Genomic DNA, 19,020 nt, shown 5'->3' with positions numbered 1-19,020 from the left:
AGCTCGGTGATGACCGGGGTGCGGGCGATCTCCGGCAACCTGGGCCTGGTGCGGGCGCTGCACTTCCCGCGGGCCTCGCTGCCGATCTCCTTCGCCCTCCAGCAGCTCCAGCAGCTGCTGTTCTCCATGATCGTCCTCGTCGCCGTCATGGTGGCCTGCGGGAGCCTTCCCGCCCTGTCCTGGCTGCTGGTCGTGCCCGCGCTGCTGCTGCAGTTCGTGTTCAACACCGGGCTGGCCCTGATCTTCGCGCGGATGGGCAGCAGGACGCCGGACCTGGCCCAGCTGATGCCGTTCGTGATGCGCACGTGGATGTACGCCTCGGGCGTGATGTTCAGCATCCCCGCGATGCTGCACGACAAGGACGTCCCCGTCTGGCTCAGCGACGTGCTCCAGTGGAATCCGGCCGCCGTCTACATGGACCTGATCCGCTTCGCGCTGATCGACGGCTACGACTCCTCGTACCTGCCCCCGCACGTGTGGGCGTTCGCACTGGGCTGGGCGCTGCTGACCGGCGTGCTCGGCTTCGTCTACTTCTGGAAGTCCGAGGAGAGGTACGGCCGTGGCTGACAGCACCGCCGAGAAGGTCCCCACCGTCATCGCCGACGGCGTCGACATCGTCTACCGGGTCAACGGAACCGGCGCCGGGCGCGGCTCCGCCACCGCCGCCCTCAACCGCATCCTGCGCCGCAAGCAGGCCGAGAAGGCCTCCGGCATGCGCCGGGTGCACGCCGTGCGGAACGTGTCCTTCGTCGCCCACCGGGGCGAGGCCATCGGCCTGATCGGCACCAACGGCTCCGGCAAGTCGACCCTGCTCAAGGCCGTCGCCGGGCTGCTCCCGGTGGAGAACGGCCGGATCTACACCGACGGCCAGCCCTCCCTCCTCGGCGTCAACGCGGCCCTGATGAGCGACCTGACCGGCGAGCGCAACGTCCACCTCGGCGGGCTCGCCATGGGCATGTCCCGTGACGAGATCAGGGCCCGCTACCAGGAGATCGTCGACTTCTCCGGCATCAACGAGAAGGGCGACTTCATCACCCTGCCGATGCGCACCTACTCCTCCGGCATGGCGGCCCGGCTGCGGTTCTCCATCGCCGCCGCCAAGGACCACGACGTCCTCCTCGTCGACGAGGCGCTCGCCACCGGCGACCGCACCTTCCAGAAGCGCTCCGAGGCCCGGATCCGGGAGCTGCGCAAGCACGCCGGGACGGTGTTCCTGGTCAGCCACAGCAACAAGTCGATCCGCGACACCTGCGACCGCGTGCTGTGGCTGGAGCGCGGTGAGCTGCGCATGGACGGGCCGACCGACGAGGTGCTCAAGGAGTACGAGGCGTTCACCGGGGACCGGGCCCCCAAGCCGAAGCCCAAGTCCAGGCCGAAGGCGGCGGCACCCGAGACCGTCGCGGCCGCGCAGCCGGAGGGGTCGAAGGTCCCGCTTCCCTCGTGAGGCGAGGGGCCCGATCGTGAGGCCGCTCCCACCCCGCGCGTCCCCGCACCCACTTCGTCGTATTGGTGTCAATATGACCGGAGAGGACTGTCCGGAGCGACGAGCCGCCGAAGGAGCCCCGTGATGCCCGAGCTCAGCGTCATCGTCCACGGGCCGAACACCCAGGACCACCTGACCGGCCTCCTCGACTCACTCACCGCCCACCCCCTGCCCGACACCGAGGTCGTCGTCGCCGCCGTCGGCGACTGGGCCCGCGAGACGGCGGAGCGGTACGCCGCCCACCTCCAGGTGCTGCCGCTGCCCGCCGGCACGTCCGACGCGGCGGCCCGGGCGGCGGGGGCCGAACGGGCCACCGGCCGCTGGCTGCACTTCGTCCGCGCCAAGGACGGGCTGCCGCCCGGCAGCCCGCGCACGGTCGCCGAACGGGCCGCCGAACTCCCCGACACCGTCGACGTACTGCTCGTGGACCACCTGCGCAGCACCTGGCGCAGCTCCGGCCTGCCCTCCGCGGACGGCCCCCTGCTCACCCGCGCGGGCCGCACCGAACTCACCCTCGACGCCGGCGGCTACCTGCTGCGGCTGACCCCGCTGCTCGGCACACGCGTGCTGCGCGCCGGCTTCTGGCGGACACACCGGGAACAGCTCACCACCGACGACGAACCGCGGGCCGCCCTCGCCGCCCTGCTGCTCGCCGGCCGTGTCGCCTGTCTGCCGCACATCGCCCACGAGGACCGCAGGCTGCGTCCGGCGAGCCTCCCCCCGGTCACCGCCGAGCAGCACTTCGCGCTCGTCGACCGCTACGAGAGCCTCCTCGACCTCGCCCGGGAACGGCCCGCCGTCTACACCGTGCTCTACGAGATCATGGTCCGGGACTGTCTGCGCGCCTTCGCCCGCGGCGGCATGCCCGACGACGTCGCGGAGGAGTTCTTCCACCGCGCCTCCCTCGCCGCCCTGCGCCGCCGTCCCGAGGGGCACCGGCGCCCCGCCGGCCTCGAAGGCATCCGCCGCTCCCTGCTCGAAGAGGGCGCCTACAGCCGGTACCGCGCCTTCCAGACCGCCAACCGGGCCCGCCGCGCGGTGCGCTCCACCGTGCGCGCGGGACGGCGCCAGGCCGGTGCGCGCGTCCGCGACCACCAGTACCGCGCGGCCCTGCGCCGCCCCGTCGACCCTCACCTCGCGGTGTTCGCCGCCTACTGGAACCGCGGTGTCGCCTGCAACCCGGCCGCGATCGCCGCGAAGCTCGCCGAACTCGCCCCGCACGTCCGCCCCGTGTGGGTGGTGACCGAGCGCAACGCGGCCCTGCTCCCGCCCGGCACCGACCACGTCGTCCCCGGCACCCGCCGCTACTGGGAGACGCTCGCCACCGCGAAGTACCTCGTCAACAACGTCAACTTCCCGAACGCGGTCGTCAAACGGCCCGACGCGGTCCACGTCCAGACCCACCACGGCACCCCCCTCAAACGCATGGGCCTGGACCAGCTGCCCTTCCCCGCCGCCGCGCAGGGCCTGGACTTCGACGCGCTGCTGGAACGCGTCGACAAGTGGGACTACAGCGTCTCCGCCAACAGCCACACCACCCGCATGTGGGAGAGGGCCTACCCGGCCCGGTTCGTCTCGCTCGACCACGGCTATCCGCGCAACGACGTCTACTACACGGCCGGCGCCGCCGACGTCCGCGCGGTCCGCGAGCGCCTCGGCATCCCGCCCGGCCGCCGGGCCGTCCTGTACGCGCCCACGCACCGCGACTACGAGGCCGGCTGGACCCCGCGCCTGGACCTCGCCGCGCTCGCCGAACGGCTCGGCGAGGACACCGTGCTGCTGGTGCGCGGCCACTACTTCTACGACGCCGGCGTCCCCCCGCTGACCGGCCTGCGCCGCTCCGGCCGCGTCATCGACGTCTCGTCCTACGACCCCGTCGAGGAGCTGTGCCTGGCCGCGGACGCCCTCGTCACCGACTACTCGTCGATCATGTTCGACTACGCCAACCTGGACCGCCCGATCGTCATCCACGCGGACGACTGGGAGACGTACCGCACCACGCGCGGTGTCTACTTCGACCTGATGGCCGAGGCACCCGGCCCGGTCGCCCGCACCCAGGACGAACTCACCGGGATCCTCACCACCGACGCCTGGCGCGACGAGAGCGCGGCGAAGGCACGGGCCGCCTTCCGGCGCCGGTTCTGCGAGTACGACGACGGCCGCGCCGCCGAACGCGTCGTCCGCCGGGTCTTCCTCGGCCAGGACGAGGCGTCGCTGCCGCCGGTGCTGCCGGTCGCAGAACGCACCCCGGCACCCACCCCCGAGGAGGCGAACGCGTCATGAGCACCCACCCCGCCCCCGACGTCACCGTGACGGTCATCGCGTTCAACGACGCCGAGCGCCTCCCCCGCGCGGTGCAGTCCGTACGCCGCCAGACCCACCGCGACCTGGAGATCGTCATCAGCGACGACCACTCCACGGACGACACGCCCCGCGTCGCGCGCGAACTGGCCGCCGCCGACCCGCGCATCCGGTACCTGCGGCTGCCGGAGAACAGCGGCGGGTGCAGCGCGCCGCGCAACCGCGCCCTGGAGATCGCGCGGGCGCCGTATCTGATGTTCCTCGACTCCGACGACGAACTCCCGCCGGGCGCGGTCGCCTCACTGCTCGCCGCGCACCGCACACGTGAGATCGACTTCGCGATGGGCGCGGTACGGCGGATCCGGGTGGACACCGGTCGCCGCTCCACCTGGATGCCGCACCTGGTGGCCGAACACCGCACCCTGGACGGGATCGAGGACGACCCGCGGCTGTTCTTCGAACACCTGTCGACCAGCAAGATGTACGCCCGCGCCTTCCTCGACCGGCACGACCTGCGCTTCCCCGAGGGCATCCACTACGAGGACCAGCTGTTCTCCGCTCAGGCGTACTGCCTGGCGAAACGGTTCACCATCGTCCCCGAGCCGGTGTACCACTGGTACATCGCCCCGTACGCGGACTCCGGGGCGGCGTCCATCTCCAACCAGCGGCACCTGCTCACCAATGTCGCCGACCGGATCCATGTGCAGCGGCTGATCGACGCCTTCCTGGTGGAGAGCGGACACGAGGCGCTGCGCGAGGACAAGGACCACAAGTTCCTCAAGCACGACTTCCGGATGTACGCGGGCGACCTGCCCCACCGGGACGAGGAGTGGCTGGCCTCCTTCGCGGACCTGGTCGACCCGTACCTGGAGACCCTGTCCCCGGGCGCCTGCGCCCGCCTGCCCCGCTCCGAGCGGGTGGTGCTCCAGCTGATCCGCGACCGGCGCCTGCCCGAGGCCCGGCTCGCCGCCCGGGGCCTGGGCCACTCCGTCGCGCCCCGGCGGCTGACCACCGACACGGACGGGCGCACCTACTGGGGCGACCGCGTCCCCGAAACCGTCGAGGCCCGGCGCGAACTGGACCTCACCGACCTGGAGCTCGACACCCGCCCGTTCTTCGGCGCCCAGTTCCGGCACGAGATCACGGAGGTCAGCGGCGGCCCCGGCGCATCCGTCGACCTGGCCGTACGGACGTACGACCCGGCGCTGCGCCTCCCGGTCGGCCCCCAGCGCGCGAGCCTCGTCATCTCCCCCGGGCGGCGCCGCCTCACCGTCCCCTTCCGTCTCTCCCCGGTCCGGCCCGGCGTCTACGAGGGGCGGGTCCGGCTCGACCCGGCGGCGGCACGCCTCCCGCTGAGCGGATTCGCGGGAGTACGTCACCCGCAGATCCGCCTCACCCTCGGCGGCCGGAGCAACCGCGGCCTGCTGCTGGCCCCGCTCGACTTCCCGCCCCTGACCGCCCGCATCCCCTACCACTCCGGCGCGACCCCGCACCGCGTCACCACCGAGCCCGAGGGCCACGGCCCCGGCCGCCTCCAACTCCACTGGCACCCCATCGGCGTCACAGCCACCATCCGCCGCCTGGCCCGCCTCCTGAAAAACGCCCTGCACCACTAGCCCGTCCGGGCCCCACCAGCCCGTCCGGACCCCACCAGCCCGTCCGGCGTTTGAGGACGAGGCCCGAAGGGCCGAAAGGGGGGTCTGGGGCACAGCCCCAGGGACGGGACGGGAAGGGGCGGCGGGGGCGAACCGAACAAGGCCCACCCCACCCCACCCTCACCGCACCGCGTACAACACCTGCCCCTCCGGCCCCCGAGCCACCACCCGCAACCCGCCGTCATCCAGCCTCCCCGCCCGATCCACCACCCACCGCACCCCGAACTCCCGCTCGATCCCCCGCCGCACCCCCGCCGCCGTCCCCTCCGCGAAGTACACCTCCGTCACCGCCACCCGCCGCCCCTCGTCCGGCAGGAAGAAGTCCGGATAACCCGGCGCGACCGTATACGCCCCGTACGCCGGAACCTGCCGCGCCACCCGCCCCTCCGCCATCACCACGTCGCCGTACCCCACCCACGGCGTGATCCAGTGGTATCCCGCCCACGGCTCCCGGTACCGCTCCGCCACCGCCTCCCCCACCACCCCCGGCAGCGCATCCCGCGGAACCACGTACCCCAGCACCCCCGCCTGCGCCCACGCCCCGACCAGCAGCCCCCCGGCGAGCAGCGCCGCCCAGCCGGCCCGCACCCACCGCCGCCCCGCCGAGAAGACCGCCAGCGCCGCCGCGAGCTGCGCCGGGATCACCACCGCCGGCAGGGCCCGCCCCCACGAGTAGTGCCCGCTCACCCACCCCGCCCCGACGATCAGCGCACCGACCGCGAAGAAGACCACCAGCGGATCCCTGCGGTCCCGCCGCCACCGCGCGGCCAGCGCGGCCACCCCCACCAACACCAGCCCGTACCGGGCGACCGGATGCGCGTACAGCACCCGGTGCACGGGCTCCAGCCCGCCGCCCGCGCCGAACAGCGCGAAGAAGTCGTAGTACGGCCAGGCCCACAGCACCACCACCCCGGCGAGCAGCGCGACGGCCACCCGCGGCCACACCGCCCGTACGGCCCGCCCCGCGACCACCGTGGCGACCGCGCCGGCCGAGGCCACGACCCCCGAGAACTGATGGCACAGCAGGATCACCGCCCACAGCACCCCCAGCCCGAGCCACGCCCCCCAGCCGGCCGGCCCGCGCGACGCCCGCGCCAGCCAGGCCCAGAAGTGGAAGGCGAGCCCGAGGGTGAAGGTGCTGGGGTACGCCATCGTCAGCGCGAGCGAGTGCAGCCCCAGGAAGCCGCTCCACGGGAACGGGGTCGTCCCCCACAGCAGCAGCAGGCTCAGGAAAGCGAGCGCGGGCGCCGCCCGGTGTGCGCTCAGCGTCCGTACGTACCGCCAGACGCCCGTCACCAGCAGCGCCAGCCCGGCCGCGGCGGCCAGCCGCAGCACCACGAACACGCCGAGGCCCGTCACCCGGGCGAGCCCGCCGAGCAGCAGCATCCAGGGCGAGTAGTACGGGCTCGGGGTGTCCGCGTCGACCAGCGGGTTGCCCGGGTTCAGTGGGTCGTGTCGCAGCCGTTGCAGGGTCGCCGCGTGCATGCCCAGGTCGCCGACCCAGGGCAGGCGCACGGCGACCAGGACCAGCAGCACGAGGACGAGCCCGGCGACGACCGGCGCTGCGCTCCGGCCGACGGCCGCCGGGCGGGACACGGCGCGGGACGCACCGGCCCTCTCCCCCGACGCATCGGACGACGAAAATCGCACAGTCACACTGGAGCCATTGCCCATAACGACTCGTACCCACCGATTCGCCCCTGATGCCCACCTAAGGCACCACAACAACGAGGGGCGCCCCGGACCTCACGGTCCGTGACACCCCTCGCCGACGCCCTACGGCGTGCGACCCGCGTGCGCCGCCTACGAGTGCGACCGCAGCAGCGTCCGCATCGTCCGCATCGCCACCGACAGGTTGGCGAGATCGAACGCGTCGGAGCCGTGGATCTCCTCCAGCGTGGTACGGGCCCGGCTCAGCAGCGCCGCGTTCTTCCGCTCCCACACCTCGAAGCGCTGCTGCGGCGTCGACGAGCCGTTGCCCACCGCCAGCACGTCCGAGGTCACCGCCGCGTGCGCCGCGTACAGGTCCTCGCGGATCGCCGCGCGGGCCATGGACTGCCAGCGGTCGGCGCGCGGCAGCTCGATGATGCGGTCCATCAGCTGGGTGATGCGCAGCCGGTCACCGAGGTCGTAGTACACCTCGGCGACGTCCAGCGGCTCCTTGCCCACCCGGTCGGCCACCGACACGATGTCGAGCGTCGGGAAGGCGGACGAGAACCCGGCGACCCGCGTGGCGAGCTCGTCCGGGACACCGGCGCCGCTCAGCTCGTCGTAGATCTTCTGGTACCAGTCGAGGTCCGCGCCGCGCAGCAGCTTCGGCAGCTGCGCCCAGACCTGCTCGACGCGCTCGGCGAAGAACTCCACCGTCTCCGCCAGCTCCAGCGGCTGCGGCCGGTTGTTGAGCAGCCAGCGCGTACCGCGCTCCACCAGCCGGCGCGAGTGCAGCCGGATCCGGGTCTGGATCTCCGCGTCGACCTTGTTGTCCAGCGCCTCGACGCCGTCCCACACCACCGAGGAGCGGAAGATCGCGCGGGCCGCGGTCTGCGCCCGGACGATCTCCTCCAGCGACGCGCCGGTCTCCTCGCGCATCCGGTGCAGATACGTCGTACCGCCCGTGTTGACCGTGTCGTTGACCAGCACCGTGGTGGTGATCTCACGGCGCAGCGGGTGGCTGTCGATGTGCTCGACGAACCGCTCGCGCAGCGCGCTCGGGAAGTAGGCGTGCAGCAGCACCTTCAGATACGGGTCGTCCGGCAGCGAGGTGTGCAGCAGCTCCTCGGCGACCGTGATCTTCGTGTACGCCAGCAGCACGGCCGTCTCCGGACCGGTCAGGCCCTGCCCGGCGGCGAGCCGCTCGCGGATCTGACGGTCGGTGGGCAGGAACTCCAGCGCCCGGTCCAGATGCCCCTCGCGCACCAGGTACTTCAGGAAGCGCTGCTGCGCGTGCATCATGTCCTTGGACTGGGCCAGCGCGTTGGCGATGGCGGTGTTCTGCGCGTAGTTGGTGCGCAGCACCATGGCCCCGACCTCGTCGGTCATCTCGGCCAGCAGCTTGTTGCGCTGCTTGACGGTCATGTCGCCGTCCTTGACCAGACCGTTCAGCAGGATCTTGATGTTCACCTCGTGGTCGGAGGTGTCCACACCGGCGCTGTTGTCGATCGCGTCGGTGTTGAGCCGGCCGCCGTGCAGCGCGAACTCGATCCGGCCGAGCTGGGTCATGCCCAGGTTGCCGCCCTCGCCGACGACGGCGGCCCGCAGGTCCTTGCCGTCGACGCGGATGGGGTCGTTGCCCTTGTCGCCGACGTCGGCGTTGGACTCCGTGGACGCCTTGACGTACGTGCCGATGCCGCCGTTCCACAGCAGGTCCACCGGCGCCGTGAGGATCGCCTTCATCAGGTCGGCCGGGGTCATCTTGGTGACGCCCGGGTCGATGCCGAGGGCCTCGCGGATCTGCGCGTTGACCGGGACGGACTTGGCGGTGCGCGGGAAGACCCCGCCGCCGGCCGACAGCAGGTCGGTGTCGTAGTCGGCCCAGGAGCTGCGCGGCAGCTCGAACAGGCGGCGGCGCTCGGCGTAGGAGACGGCCGCCTCGGGGCTGGGGTCGATGAAGATGTGCCGGTGGTCGAAGGCCGCGACCAGACGGATGTGCTCACTGAGCAGCATGCCGTTGCCGAACACGTCACCGGACATGTCGCCGATGCCGACGACCGTGAAGTCCTGGGTCTGGGTGTCCGTGCCCAGCTCCCGGAAGTGCCGCTTGACGGACTCCCAGGCGCCGCGGGCGGTGATGCCCATGCCCTTGTGGTCGTAACCGGCCGAGCCGCCGGAGGCGAAGGCGTCCCCGAGCCAGAAGTTGTAGGACTCGGCGACCTCGTTGGCGATGTCCGAGAACTTCGCGGTGCCCTTGTCGGCGGCGACGACGAGATAGGTGTCGTCCTCGTCGTGCCGGACGACGTCCGCCGGGTGCACGACCTCGCCGGCCACCATGTTGTCGGTGATGTCGAGCAGCGCCGAGATGAACGTGCGGTAGCTGGCGACGCCCTCCGCCATCCACGCGTCGCGGTCGGCGTTCGGGTCGGGCAGCTGCTTGGCGACGAAGCCGCCCTTGGCGCCGACCGGCACGATGACCGTGTTCTTCACCATCTGCGCCTTGACCAGGCCGAGGATCTCCGTACGGAAGTCCTCACGGCGGTCCGACCAGCGCAGGCCGCCGCGCGCGACCTTGCCGAAGCGCAGGTGCACGCCCTCGACGCGCGGCGAGTACACCCAGATCTCGAACGCCGGGCGCGGCGCGGGCAGGTCCGGGATGGCCGTCGGGTCGAACTTCATGGAGACGTAGTCGTGCGGCACGCCGCCGCTCGCCTCCTGGAAGAAGTTGGTGCGCAGCGTCGCCTTGATGACGGTGAGGAAGGACCGCAGGATGCGGTCCTCGTCCAGCGAGGCCACGTGGTCGAGGGCGGCGTCGACCTCCTCCAGCAGGGCGTCCACCAGCTCGTACCCGGCGCGCTGCCGGTCCGGCGACATCCGCGCCTCGAACAGGGAGACGAGCAGCCGGGTGGTGTGGACGTTGTGGCGGAGGGTGTCCTCCATGTAGTCCTGGCTGAAGGTGGAACCCGCCTGCCGCAGGTACTTGGCGTACGCCCGCAGCACCATGGCCTGCCGCCAGGTCAGCCCGGCGCTCAGCACCAGGGCGTTGAACCCGTCGTTCTCCGCCTTGCCGGTCCAGGTCGCCGCGAAGGTGTCCTGGAACCGCTCACGGGCGTCGTCGCCGAGGTACTCCAGGCCGCCGCCGGGTGCCTTGGGCATGCGCAGGCCGAAGTCGTAGATCCAGGCCACGCTCCGGTCGGCGCAGCGCAGCTCGTACGGCCGCTCGTCGACGACCTCGACGCCGAGCCGCTGGAGCACGGGCAGCACCGCGGACAGGGAGACGGCCTCGCCCTTGCGGTAGATCTTGAAGCGGCGCTCCTCGGGGGCGGCGCCGACCGGCTCGTACAGGCTGAGTTCGAAGTCCCGCTGCTCGTCGAGCAGTTCGATGCGGGCCAGGTCGGCGACCGCGTTGCGCGGGGAGTGGTCGGCCTTGTAGCCCTCGGTGAACGCGCCGGAGTAGCGGCGCAGCAGCTCGGCGGCGCGCTCCTCGCCGAACTCGGCGTTCAGCGCCTCGGCGAAACCGTCGGCCCAGGAGCGGGCGGCCTCGACCAGCCGGGCCTCGATGCGGGCCTTCTCGGCGTCGGACAGCTGCGGCAGTTCGGTGCCCTGCGGGACGCGGACCACGAAGTGCAGCCGGGAGAGGACCGACTCGGTGTTCCAGGCGGTGAAGTCGACGCTGATGCCGCCGAGCTCCTCCTTGAGGATGTCGATGATCCGCAGGCGCACACCGGTGGTGTAGCGGTCGCGCGGCAGGTAGACGAGGGCCGAGTAGTAGCGCCCGTACTCGTCCTGGCGCAGGTAGAGCCGCAGCCGGCGGCGCTCCTGGAGGTAGAGCACCGAGGTGACGATGGACTGGAGCTCGGCGGCCGGCGTCTGGAACAGCTCGTCGCGCGGGTAGGTCTCCAGGATCTGGAGCAGGTCGCGCCCGTCGTGGCTGTGCGGCGAGAAACCGGCCCGCTCCAGGACCTCCTCGACCTTGCGGCGGATCACCGGCACCCGGCGCACCGACTCGGTGTAGGCGGCGGACGAGAACAGCCCGAGGAAGCGCCGCTCACCGACGACGTTGCCGTCCGCGTCGAACTTCTTGACGCCGATGTAGTCCAGGTACGACGGCCGGTGCACGGTGGCCCGGCTGTTGGCCTTGGTCAGCACCAGCACCTTGTGCTCGCGCGCCTTGGCGCGGGCGTCGGCGGGCAGCCGCTCGAAGGACGGGCTGACCGGGTGGCCCTCCTCGCCGGCGTGGTGCGGGTCGGAGCGCAGGATGCCGAGGCCGGTGCCGGGGACGGCGGCCAGCGAGTCGTCCTCGCGCAGCTCGTACTCCCGGTAGCCGAGGAAGGTGAAGTGGTCGTCGGCGAGCCAGCGCAGCAGCTCGCGGGCCTCCTCCACCTGCGGCGCGGGCACGTCGGCGGGGACGGGCTCGCCGGGCAGCGCCTCGGCCAGCGCGGTCGCGGCCTGGCGCATCTTGCCCCAGTCCTCGACGGCCTCGCGGACGTCGGACAGGACGCGCAGCAGGTCGGCGGTGATCTGCTTGAGGTCGCCGCGGTCGGTCTCGCGGTCGATCTCCACGTGGATCCACGACTCGACGTGCGCGTCGTGCGGCAGGTCGCGCGCGTCCTGGGGGAGGTCGCCGCCGGCCGGGGTGGTGAGCACCTCGATCAGCTTGCCGGTCACATCACGGCGGACCACGATCTGCGGGTGGATGACGACGTGGATGCCGCGGCCCTGACGGGTCAGCTCGTTGGTGACGGAGTCGACGAGGAAGGGCATGTCGTCGGTGACCACCTCGACGACGGAGTGGCTGCACGTCCAGCCGTTCTCCTCGACGGTCGGGGTGTGGACCCGGACGTTGGCCGTGCCCTGGGGGCGGCTCTCGGCGAGCCGGAAGTGCGAGACAGCGGCTCCGAAGAGGTCGACCGGGTCGCGGTCGGTCAGGTCCTCGGGGGCGGTGTGCAGGTAGTAGCGCTGGAGGAACTCGAGCACGGTGTCCCGGTCGGGCATGCCCTTGTCCGTCGTCCCAGTCGGCAGTTTCCCCCCGGCCGGGCTGTTCTCAGCTACCCGGGCGGCCCTGTCGAGCAGCTCGGCCTTGGCTTCGTCCAGCTTGGTCTGCATGGTCCTCTGGCTCCTGTCGCGCGCCGTTGCGTGACGTAGAAGGAAGTACGGTCTCCGACCTCGTGGTGCGGTGGTACGACACGGGGTGTCCGGTCTGTTCCGACGCTATGCCGCGAGGTGAGAGGAGCGGGGGTTTCTCGGCCGAATTCGATGCGCTCGGCGTGTGTGACTCTGCTCTCGGTGACACCCGCACCGCTGGGGTGCGCCGCGTCCCGAGCCTCCCGCGAAGACCAGCGACTGCCACCCGGTCACGGTTGTCGTCCGTGCTCGCCGGGCGCACGGCAGGGACGTCGAGGCCCCCGCGAGCTATCGCGCTGATCACGCCACCAAGGCTATCGCTCCTTACAGGTCCCCCGTCATGAGCCGTATGTGTACAAAACACGGCCCCAAACTTTGACGTTCTGCACAGTGCCCTTTCCGGGAAGATCCGGGCCGGAATCCCGGACGTCGGCGAACCGCCAGGGGGTTCGAGAAGCCCTCCGGCCCCCGGATGCCGGCAGCCGTCCGGCCACCCGGGTTCGCCGGGGAGCAACGGGCTGCCGAAAGCCGCGCATGTGCGAGTCGGGATGCCGGCGAGGCACGGGGGTCTGGAGTCGCCAGCGTTCGGGCCGCGGGCGGTGGATGCCGGTGCGCGGGCACCTCACCCCCGGAGACCTCCCCGCGTCAGGCCGCCGCCGCCAGGCGTTCCGCCTCCGTCACTGCCTCGCGCAGGGTGTCCACCACCGGCACCCCCGCCGCCTCCAGGCTCGCGCGCCCGTGGGAGCCGCCGGTGTACAGCACGGCGCGTGCTCCCGCGTGCCGTGCGGCCAGCGCGTCGTCGGCCGCGTCGCCGATCACCACCGTGCGCGCCGGGTCGACCCCGGTGAGCGCGCCGAGGTGACGCACCATGTGCTCCGCCTTGCTGCCCCCGGACGGCCCGGTCCGCCCGTCGACCCGTATGAAGTGCGGCTCGATCCCGAAGCCCCGCACCAGCGGAACCAGGTCATCATGCCCGTACATGCTGAGGATCGACTGGCTGCGGCCGGCCCCCGTCCACCCCGCGAGCAGCTCCACCACACCCTCGGCGAGCCCGCACCGCACCCGGTGCTCCGTGTAGTGGCGGTGGAAGGTGCCGTCCATCAGCTCCCACTCCGCCTCCGTCGGCAGCCGCCCCATGAGCCGCTCGTAGAACTTCGGCACCGGCACGCAGTACAGCTCCCGGTACCGCTCCAGCGTGAGCGGCTCCAGGCCCAGCTCGGCGAAGGCCGCGTTCGTCGCCCCGATGACCGCGTCGACGTCGTGGAACAGCGTGCCGTTCCAGTCCCAGACGATGTGCGCGTCCGTGTGCATCCCCATGCCGAGAAAAGTACCCGCCACCACTGACATTCGGCAGACCCGCAGGTCAGCGAGTCAGTGAGCCATCGAGCCAGTGAGTCAGCCCACGAGGTTGGGGATCTCCTGGGTGGCGTACCAGAGCAGCTCGTGGTCGTCCGCCCCCTCCACGACGTGCTGCGCCTCCTCGTCACCGCCGTCCGCCGCGGCCAGCGCCCGCGCCGCGGACGCCACATCCGCCTCCGCGTCCGCCGCGTCCACATGCACCGCGGCCGCCTTCGCCAGCCGTACGGTCCCGGCGACCCGCACCTCACCGGGCGCGGCCGGGTCGGGACCGGGCCGGGCCGCGTCGTCGGACACGTCCACCGCGACCACGACCCGGCGCCGCGGCGCGCCGTCGTCCGCCGCCAGCAGCCGCAGGGACGCCAGCGCGGCACGGCTCAGCGCGGCGTACTCCAGTTCCTCGAGGTCGTCGGAGGCGTACCACTCGCGCAGTGCGGGCGTCACCGCGCAGGCGGGGAACGGCCCGTCACCCAGCTGCCCCGTCCTGTACGCCTCGGCGAGCCCGGGGAGGGTCAGGGGGACGTAGACACGCATGGTCGGCCGCTTTCGTGTGATCGAGGCTCCGGAAGGTCCTTCAGGATACGTCCCGGTGTCCCCGATCGAGTTCCTGCCCATACCCCCGAAGACGTCAACTCCCGTCCCGGAAGTCACCCGGTACCCCTGCTCAAGCACGGGCCCGGCGAGCCCGCGATCACCCGGACAAGTGAACTTCCCCGCCGCTCCGACCCGCTCCACGCCTCCTTGCCATCGCCCTCCCCACCCCGTACAAGGTCCCCAAGCACTAAGTTACTGCCCGGTATCCCCGGCTCCCCCTGCCGGCCCGGGCGGCCCATCGAACGGGGTCCCATGAACAAGGTCATGACCAGACACCGCCGCCCCATCACCCCCCTTCCGCCCGCCGGAGACCGGCAGGGCCCGTCCTCCGCCACCGCCGGGCCGCCGCACCCGCCCGCGGCAAGCGCCACACGCGCCCCCTCCGCCGCGGGAACCCCGCCGTTGCCCACCGGAACCGCCCCACCCCGCACCCCCACCGTCGCGACCGCCCTCGCCCCCTCCCCCGGCGGACGCAGGCCGGGCGCTGCCGGACTGTCCCGCCGCCCGGCCGACAACCGTCCGGCGGGCCGCGCGGCCCGCGGGCGGGGGCCCGCCTCCCCGGCCGGCACGAGCCGGAGCACCCGCACCTCCCCGGCGGCCGGCCTCGCCCAGGTCGTCGTCCCGCGCCTCACCGACCCGCGCGTCACCGATCCACGCCTCGCCGACCGCCGCCCCCGCCGGCCCGTCCCTCCGCCCCTGCCCACCGACCGCTTCGCCGAACTGCTCCTCGCCGTCCTCAGCGGCCAGCGCCCCGTGCACGCGATGCTGCGGCACACCGCGGGCCAGGCCTACGACGAACTCGTCCGCCTCGCCGAGCGCGGACCGCTGCGCACCCGGGGCGCCCGCCCCGTCGTACGCGACATCGGCTGGTTCGAACCCCGCGAGGGCGCCATCGAGGCGTTCGCCCGGATCGGCGCCGGGGACAGACTGCGCGCCATGGCCTTCCGCCTGGAACAGGGCCGCGACCTGCGCTGGCGCTGCACCGCCGTGGAACTGGGCGGCCCCCGCCCGCGGCACACGGGCGCCCGCTGATCACCCGCACCACGCCCGAGGGCCGGGCACCCTGGGGTACCCGGCCCTCGGCCTGCTCACCGCCGCTCCGTCACCCGGAGCGGCACCGGCACTCGTCACTTCTTGCGGCGACGCCCGCCCCGCGCCTGCTTGCGGCGCTCCGCGCGCGTGAGACCGTCGGCCTCCGAGCGCACCGGCTCGTCGTCGGTGGCGAAGTCGCCCTCGACGGTGCCCCCCTCGCCGTCCACCGTCGGCGCCGAGAAGTGCATCTTCCGCCGCTGCGGGGCGTCGAGGCCCTTGGCGCGGATCTCCGGGCGGGGCCCGGCCTGCGCGGGCACCGCGTCCTGCTTCTCCAGGTCGGCCACCGGCTTGGCGTCCTCGACCGGGACCTCCTCGACCTGCTGCTCCACCTGGACCTCCAGGTTGAACAGATAGCCGACGGACTCCTCCTTGATGCCGTCCATCATCGCGGTGAACATGTCGAAGCCCTCGCGCTGGTACTCGACCAGCGGGTCCTTCTGCGCCATCGCGCGCAGACCGATGCCCTCCTGGAGGTAGTCCATCTCGTAGAGGTGCTCGCGCCACTTGCGGTCCAGGACCGACAGCACGACCCGGCGCTCCAGCTCACGCATGATCTCGGAGCCCAGCTGCGCCTCCCGGGCCTCGTACTGGGCGCGGACGTCGTCCTTGATGGACTCGGAGATGAACTCCGCCGTCAGCCCGGCCCGGTCGCCGGCCTCCTCCTCCAGCTCGTCGACGGTGATGCTCACCGGGTAGAGCTGCTTGAACGCGCCCCACAGCCGGTCCAGGTCCCAGTCCTCGGGGAAGCCCTCGGCGGTCTCCGCCTGGACGTAGGCGTCGATGGTGTCGTCCATGAAGTGCTGGATCTGCTCGTGCAGATCCTCGCCCTCCAGCACGCGGCGCCGCTCGCCGTAGATGACCTCGCGCTGGCGGTTCATGACCTCGTCGTACTTCAGGACGTTCTTACGCGTCTCGAAGTTCTGCGTCTCCACCTGCGACTGGGCGGACGCGATCGCACGCGTCACCATCTTGTTCTCGATCGGCACGTCGTCCGGCACGTTCGCCATGGACATCACGCGCTCGACCATCTGGGCCTTGAACAGCCGCATCAGGTCGTCGCCGAGCGAGAGGTAGAAGCGGGACTCACCGGGGTCGCCCTGACGGCCGGAACGGCCGCGCAGCTGGTTGTCGATCCGCCGCGACTCGTGCCGCTCGGTGCCGAGCACGTACAGGCCGCCGCTCTTCTCGACCTCGTCCTTCTCGGCCTTGACCGCCTCCTCGGCGCGCGCGATCGCCTCGGGCAGGGCCTGCGCCCACTCCTCGATGTGCTCCTCGGGGTCGAGGCCGCGCTGGCGCAGCTCCGCCTCGGCGAGGTCCTCGGGGTTGCCGCCGAGCTTGATGTCCGTACCACGGCCGGCCATGTTGGTGGCCACGGTGACGCTGCCCCTGCGGCCGGCCTGGGCGACGATCGACGCCTCGCGCTCGTGGTGCTTGGCGTTCAGCACCTCGTGCTGGATGCCGCGCTTGCTGAGCTGCTGGGAGAGGTACTCGGACTTCTCCACCGACGTCGTGCCGACGAGGATCGGCTGGCCCTTGCGGTGCTTCTCCTCGATGTCGTCGACGACCGCCTCGAACTTGGCGACCTCGGTGCGGTAGATGAGGTCGGACTGGTCCTTGCGGACCATCGGCCGGTTGGTCGGGATGGGCACCACGCCGAGCTTGTAGATCTGGTGGAACTCGGCGGCCTCGGTCATCGCCGTACCGGTCATGCCGGACAGGCCCGGGACTTCCTTGCCGTTGTGGTCGTGGCGCTTGTAGAGGCGGAAGAAGTTCTGCAGCGTGATCGTGGCGAGCGTCTGGTTCTCGTCCTTGATCGGCACCGCTTCCTTGGCCTCGATGGCCTGGTGCATGCCCTCGTTGTAACGGCGGCCGGCGAGGATACGGCCGGTGTGCTCGTCCACGATCATGACTTCGTCATCCATGATGACGTAGTCCTTGTCCTTCTTGAAGAGCTCCTTGGCCTTGATGGCGTTGTTCAGGTAGCCCACCAGCGGGGTGTTCACCGACTCGTACAGGTTATCGATGCCCAGCCAGTCCTCGACCTTGGCCACACCGGACTCGTGGATCGCGACCGTGCGCTTCTTCTCGTCGACCTCGTAGTCGCCGGTCTCCTCGATGCCCTTGAGCGGGTTGCCGGGCTCACCGCGCTTGAGGCGCTTGACCAGCTTGGCGAAGTCGCCGTACCACTTGGTGGCCTGGTCGGCCGGGCCGGAGATGATCAGCGGCGTACGGGCCTCGTCGATCAGGATCGAGTCGACCTCGTCGACGATGGCGAAGTTGTGGCCGCGCTGGACGAGCTCGTCCTTGGACCACGCCATGTTGTCGCGCAGGTAGTCGAAGCCGAACTCGTTGTTCGTGCCGTAGGTGATGTCGCACGCGTACTGCTCGCGGCGCTGGGCCGGCGTCATGTTGGCGAGGATGCAGCCGACGGTCAGACCCAGGAACTTGTGGACGCGGCCCATCATCTCGGAGTCGCGCTCGGCCAGGTAGTCGTTGACCGTGATGATGTGGACGCCGTCGCCGGACAGGGCGTTCAGATACGCGGGCAGGGTGCCGACGAGGGTCTTGCCCTCACCGGTCTTCATCTCGGCCACATAGCCCATGTGGAGCGCGGCACCGCCCATGATCTGGACGTCGTAGTGCCGCTGGCCCAGCACGCGCTTGGCGGCCTCGCGGACGGTGGCGAAGGCCTCGGGCAGCAGGTCGTCCAGGCTCTCACCGTCGGCGTAACGCTGCTTGTACTCATCGGTGAGGGCCCGCAGCTCGGCGTCGGAGAGGCCTTCGAAGTCCTCTTCGATGGAGTTGACCTGGTCCGCGATGCGGTGCAGCTTGCGCAGGATTTTGCCTTCGCCTGCACGCATGATCTTCGAGAGGACGGACACGGGGGTTGGTCTCCTTGCCGGTCGGGCCTGGGACGGTCGGTTTCCATTTCCCTGACTGAGCAACGGCCATCGTATGCGAGGACCCCGCCACGCCGGGAGGCCTGCCGTGGGGGTGACCGTCGGCTGGTTCCTATCCGTTTCACGGCCGCTTCAAAAAGGACAACGTCCGGGGCCGCCCGATGGTGCCGCACCGGCCGGGCGAATTGTGCGAAGGGTGATCATCACCTCACGCACGGCGAAAGCGATGGCGCGCCGCACCGCCGCGTGCGCAGAATCGGCCGATGGAACCCGTCACGCTCACCACCGACCGTCTCCGGCTGCGCACGGTCGGCCCGCAGGAGACCGACGCCGTGTACGCGATCTGCCAGGACCCGGACATCCAGCGCTGGACCACGATCCCCTCCCCGTACCTTCCCGAGCACGCGCGGGGGTTCACCGAGTCGATGGCACCCGACGGCTGGGCGAACGGTTCGATGTTCACCTGGGGCGTCTTCCTGCCCAGCGGGGAACTGACGGGCATGCTCAGCATCACCATGCGGTCGCTCGGCACGGGCGAGATCGGATTCTGGGGGGCGAAGGAGTACCGCGGCAACGGCTACGTCACCGAGGCCGCCGTGGCCGCCTCCCGCTGGGCCTTCACCCGGATGTCGGTCGACCGGGTGGAGTGGCGCGCGGAGGTCGGCAACGTCGCCTCCCGCGCGGTGGCGGAGCGCGCCGGCTTCACCGTCGAGGGCGTCCTGCGTTCCTCGATCAACAACAAGGGAGTGCTGCGCGACTGCTGGGTGGGCTCCCTGCTCCCGTCCGACCTGGGGCTCGCGTCCACGGCGCCCTATGTGCCGGCGCGGGGCTGACGTCCGGCCCCCGCCGTTGTCAGTGGCGCCCT

General features: G+C 71.6%; 11 protein-coding genes. 6 read left to right on the top strand and 5 right to left on the bottom strand.

Annotated features, from left to right (window positions below):
* From ACZ434_RS32205 to ACZ434_RS32190, 4 genes are all read left to right on the top strand, one after another.
* Positions 1-567 (top strand): ABC transporter permease (locus ACZ434_RS32205; RefSeq protein WP_468462186.1); only part of this gene is annotated, 567 nt, incomplete at its 5' end.
* Positions 560-1,444 carry an ABC transporter ATP-binding protein gene (locus ACZ434_RS32200; RefSeq protein ID WP_468462184.1) on the top strand — a complete coding sequence of 295 codons (885 nt, stop codon included), beginning with the start codon at positions 560-562 and terminating at the stop codon, positions 1,442-1,444. The genes ACZ434_RS32205 and ACZ434_RS32200, both read left to right, overlap by 8 nt.
* 123 nt (positions 1,445-1,567) lie before the next feature.
* Positions 1,568-3,766: a CDP-glycerol glycerophosphotransferase family protein gene (locus tag ACZ434_RS32195; protein ID WP_468462182.1), complete on the top strand. Its 2,199-nt coding sequence runs from the start codon at positions 1,568-1,570 to the stop codon at positions 3,764-3,766.
* Complete coding sequence (locus ACZ434_RS32190) at positions 3,763-5,400, top strand: glycosyltransferase family 2 protein (protein ID WP_468462180.1); 1,638 nt, start codon at positions 3,763-3,765, stop codon at positions 5,398-5,400. Before ACZ434_RS32195 ends, ACZ434_RS32190 begins: the two co-directional genes overlap by 4 nt.
* Before the next feature lie 159 nt (positions 5,401-5,559).
* On the opposite strand, the gene ACZ434_RS32185 is transcribed toward ACZ434_RS32190, so the two are convergent.
* The 4 genes from ACZ434_RS32185 to ACZ434_RS32170 form a co-directional block, all read right to left on the bottom strand.
* Positions 5,560-7,095, bottom strand: coding sequence for a hypothetical protein (locus ACZ434_RS32185; protein WP_468462178.1), 1,536 nt, complete (start codon positions 7,093-7,095; stop codon positions 5,560-5,562).
* Positions 7,096-7,242: 147 nt separating this feature from the next.
* The gene (locus ACZ434_RS32180) at positions 7,243-12,195 is read right to left on the bottom strand and encodes an NAD-glutamate dehydrogenase (protein WP_468462176.1); all 4,953 of its coding nucleotides are present in this window, start codon (positions 12,193-12,195) and stop codon (positions 7,243-7,245) included.
* 663 nt (positions 12,196-12,858) lie between these two features.
* Positions 12,859-13,530 (bottom strand): HAD family hydrolase, encoded by a 672-nt coding sequence (locus ACZ434_RS32175; RefSeq protein ID WP_468462174.1) that lies wholly within the window; start codon positions 13,528-13,530, stop codon positions 12,859-12,861.
* Positions 13,531-13,608: 78 nt separating this feature from the next.
* Positions 13,609-14,103 carry a DUF6912 family protein gene (locus ACZ434_RS32170; protein ID WP_468462172.1) on the bottom strand — a complete coding sequence of 165 codons (495 nt, stop codon included), beginning with the start codon at positions 14,101-14,103 and terminating at the stop codon, positions 13,609-13,611.
* Between the two features lie 462 nt (positions 14,104-14,565).
* Here ACZ434_RS32170 and ACZ434_RS32165 point away from each other — a divergent pair, with 462 nt between their 5' ends.
* Positions 14,566-15,195 (top strand): Rv3235 family protein, encoded by a 630-nt coding sequence (locus ACZ434_RS32165; RefSeq protein ID WP_468462170.1) that lies wholly within the window; start codon positions 14,566-14,568, stop codon positions 15,193-15,195.
* Positions 15,196-15,290: 95 nt separating this feature from the next.
* On the opposite strand, the gene secA is transcribed toward ACZ434_RS32165, so the two are convergent.
* The gene (gene secA / locus ACZ434_RS32160; protein WP_468462168.1) at positions 15,291-18,137 is read right to left on the bottom strand and encodes a preprotein translocase subunit SecA; all 2,847 of its coding nucleotides are present in this window, start codon (positions 18,135-18,137) and stop codon (positions 15,291-15,293) included.
* Between the two features lie 281 nt (positions 18,138-18,418).
* Here secA and ACZ434_RS32155 point away from each other — a divergent pair, with 281 nt between their 5' ends.
* On the top strand, positions 18,419-18,988 hold the full coding sequence (locus tag ACZ434_RS32155; RefSeq protein ID WP_468462166.1) for a GNAT family N-acetyltransferase: 570 nt from the start codon (positions 18,419-18,421) through the stop codon (positions 18,986-18,988).
* Positions 18,989-19,020: the final 32 nt, after the last annotated feature.

It is taken from the genome of Streptomyces sp. NPDC030893 (genome assembly GCF_055571535.1).
This window is presented reverse-complemented; position numbering and strand designations above follow the sequence as displayed.

What these genes read in the sequence shown, in the direction of transcription:
- ACZ434_RS32175 (WP_468462174.1), bottom strand. Translation starts at nt 13,530, where the DNA reads ATGGGGATGCACACGGACGCGCACATCGTCTGGGACTGGAACGGCACG.
- ACZ434_RS32155 (WP_468462166.1), top strand. Translation starts at nt 18,419, where the DNA reads ATGGAACCCGTCACGCTCACCACCGACCGTCTCCGGCTGCGCACGGTC.
- ACZ434_RS32190 (WP_468462180.1), top strand. Translation starts at nt 3,763, where the DNA reads ATGAGCACCCACCCCGCCCCCGACGTCACCGTGACGGTCATCGCGTTC.
- ACZ434_RS32180 (WP_468462176.1), bottom strand. Translation starts at nt 12,195, where the DNA reads ATGCAGACCAAGCTGGACGAAGCCAAGGCCGAGCTGCTCGACAGGGCC.
- ACZ434_RS32195 (WP_468462182.1), top strand. Translation starts at nt 1,568, where the DNA reads ATGCCCGAGCTCAGCGTCATCGTCCACGGGCCGAACACCCAGGACCAC.
- ACZ434_RS32170 (WP_468462172.1), bottom strand. Translation starts at nt 14,103, where the DNA reads ATGCGTGTCTACGTCCCCCTGACCCTCCCCGGGCTCGCCGAGGCGTAC.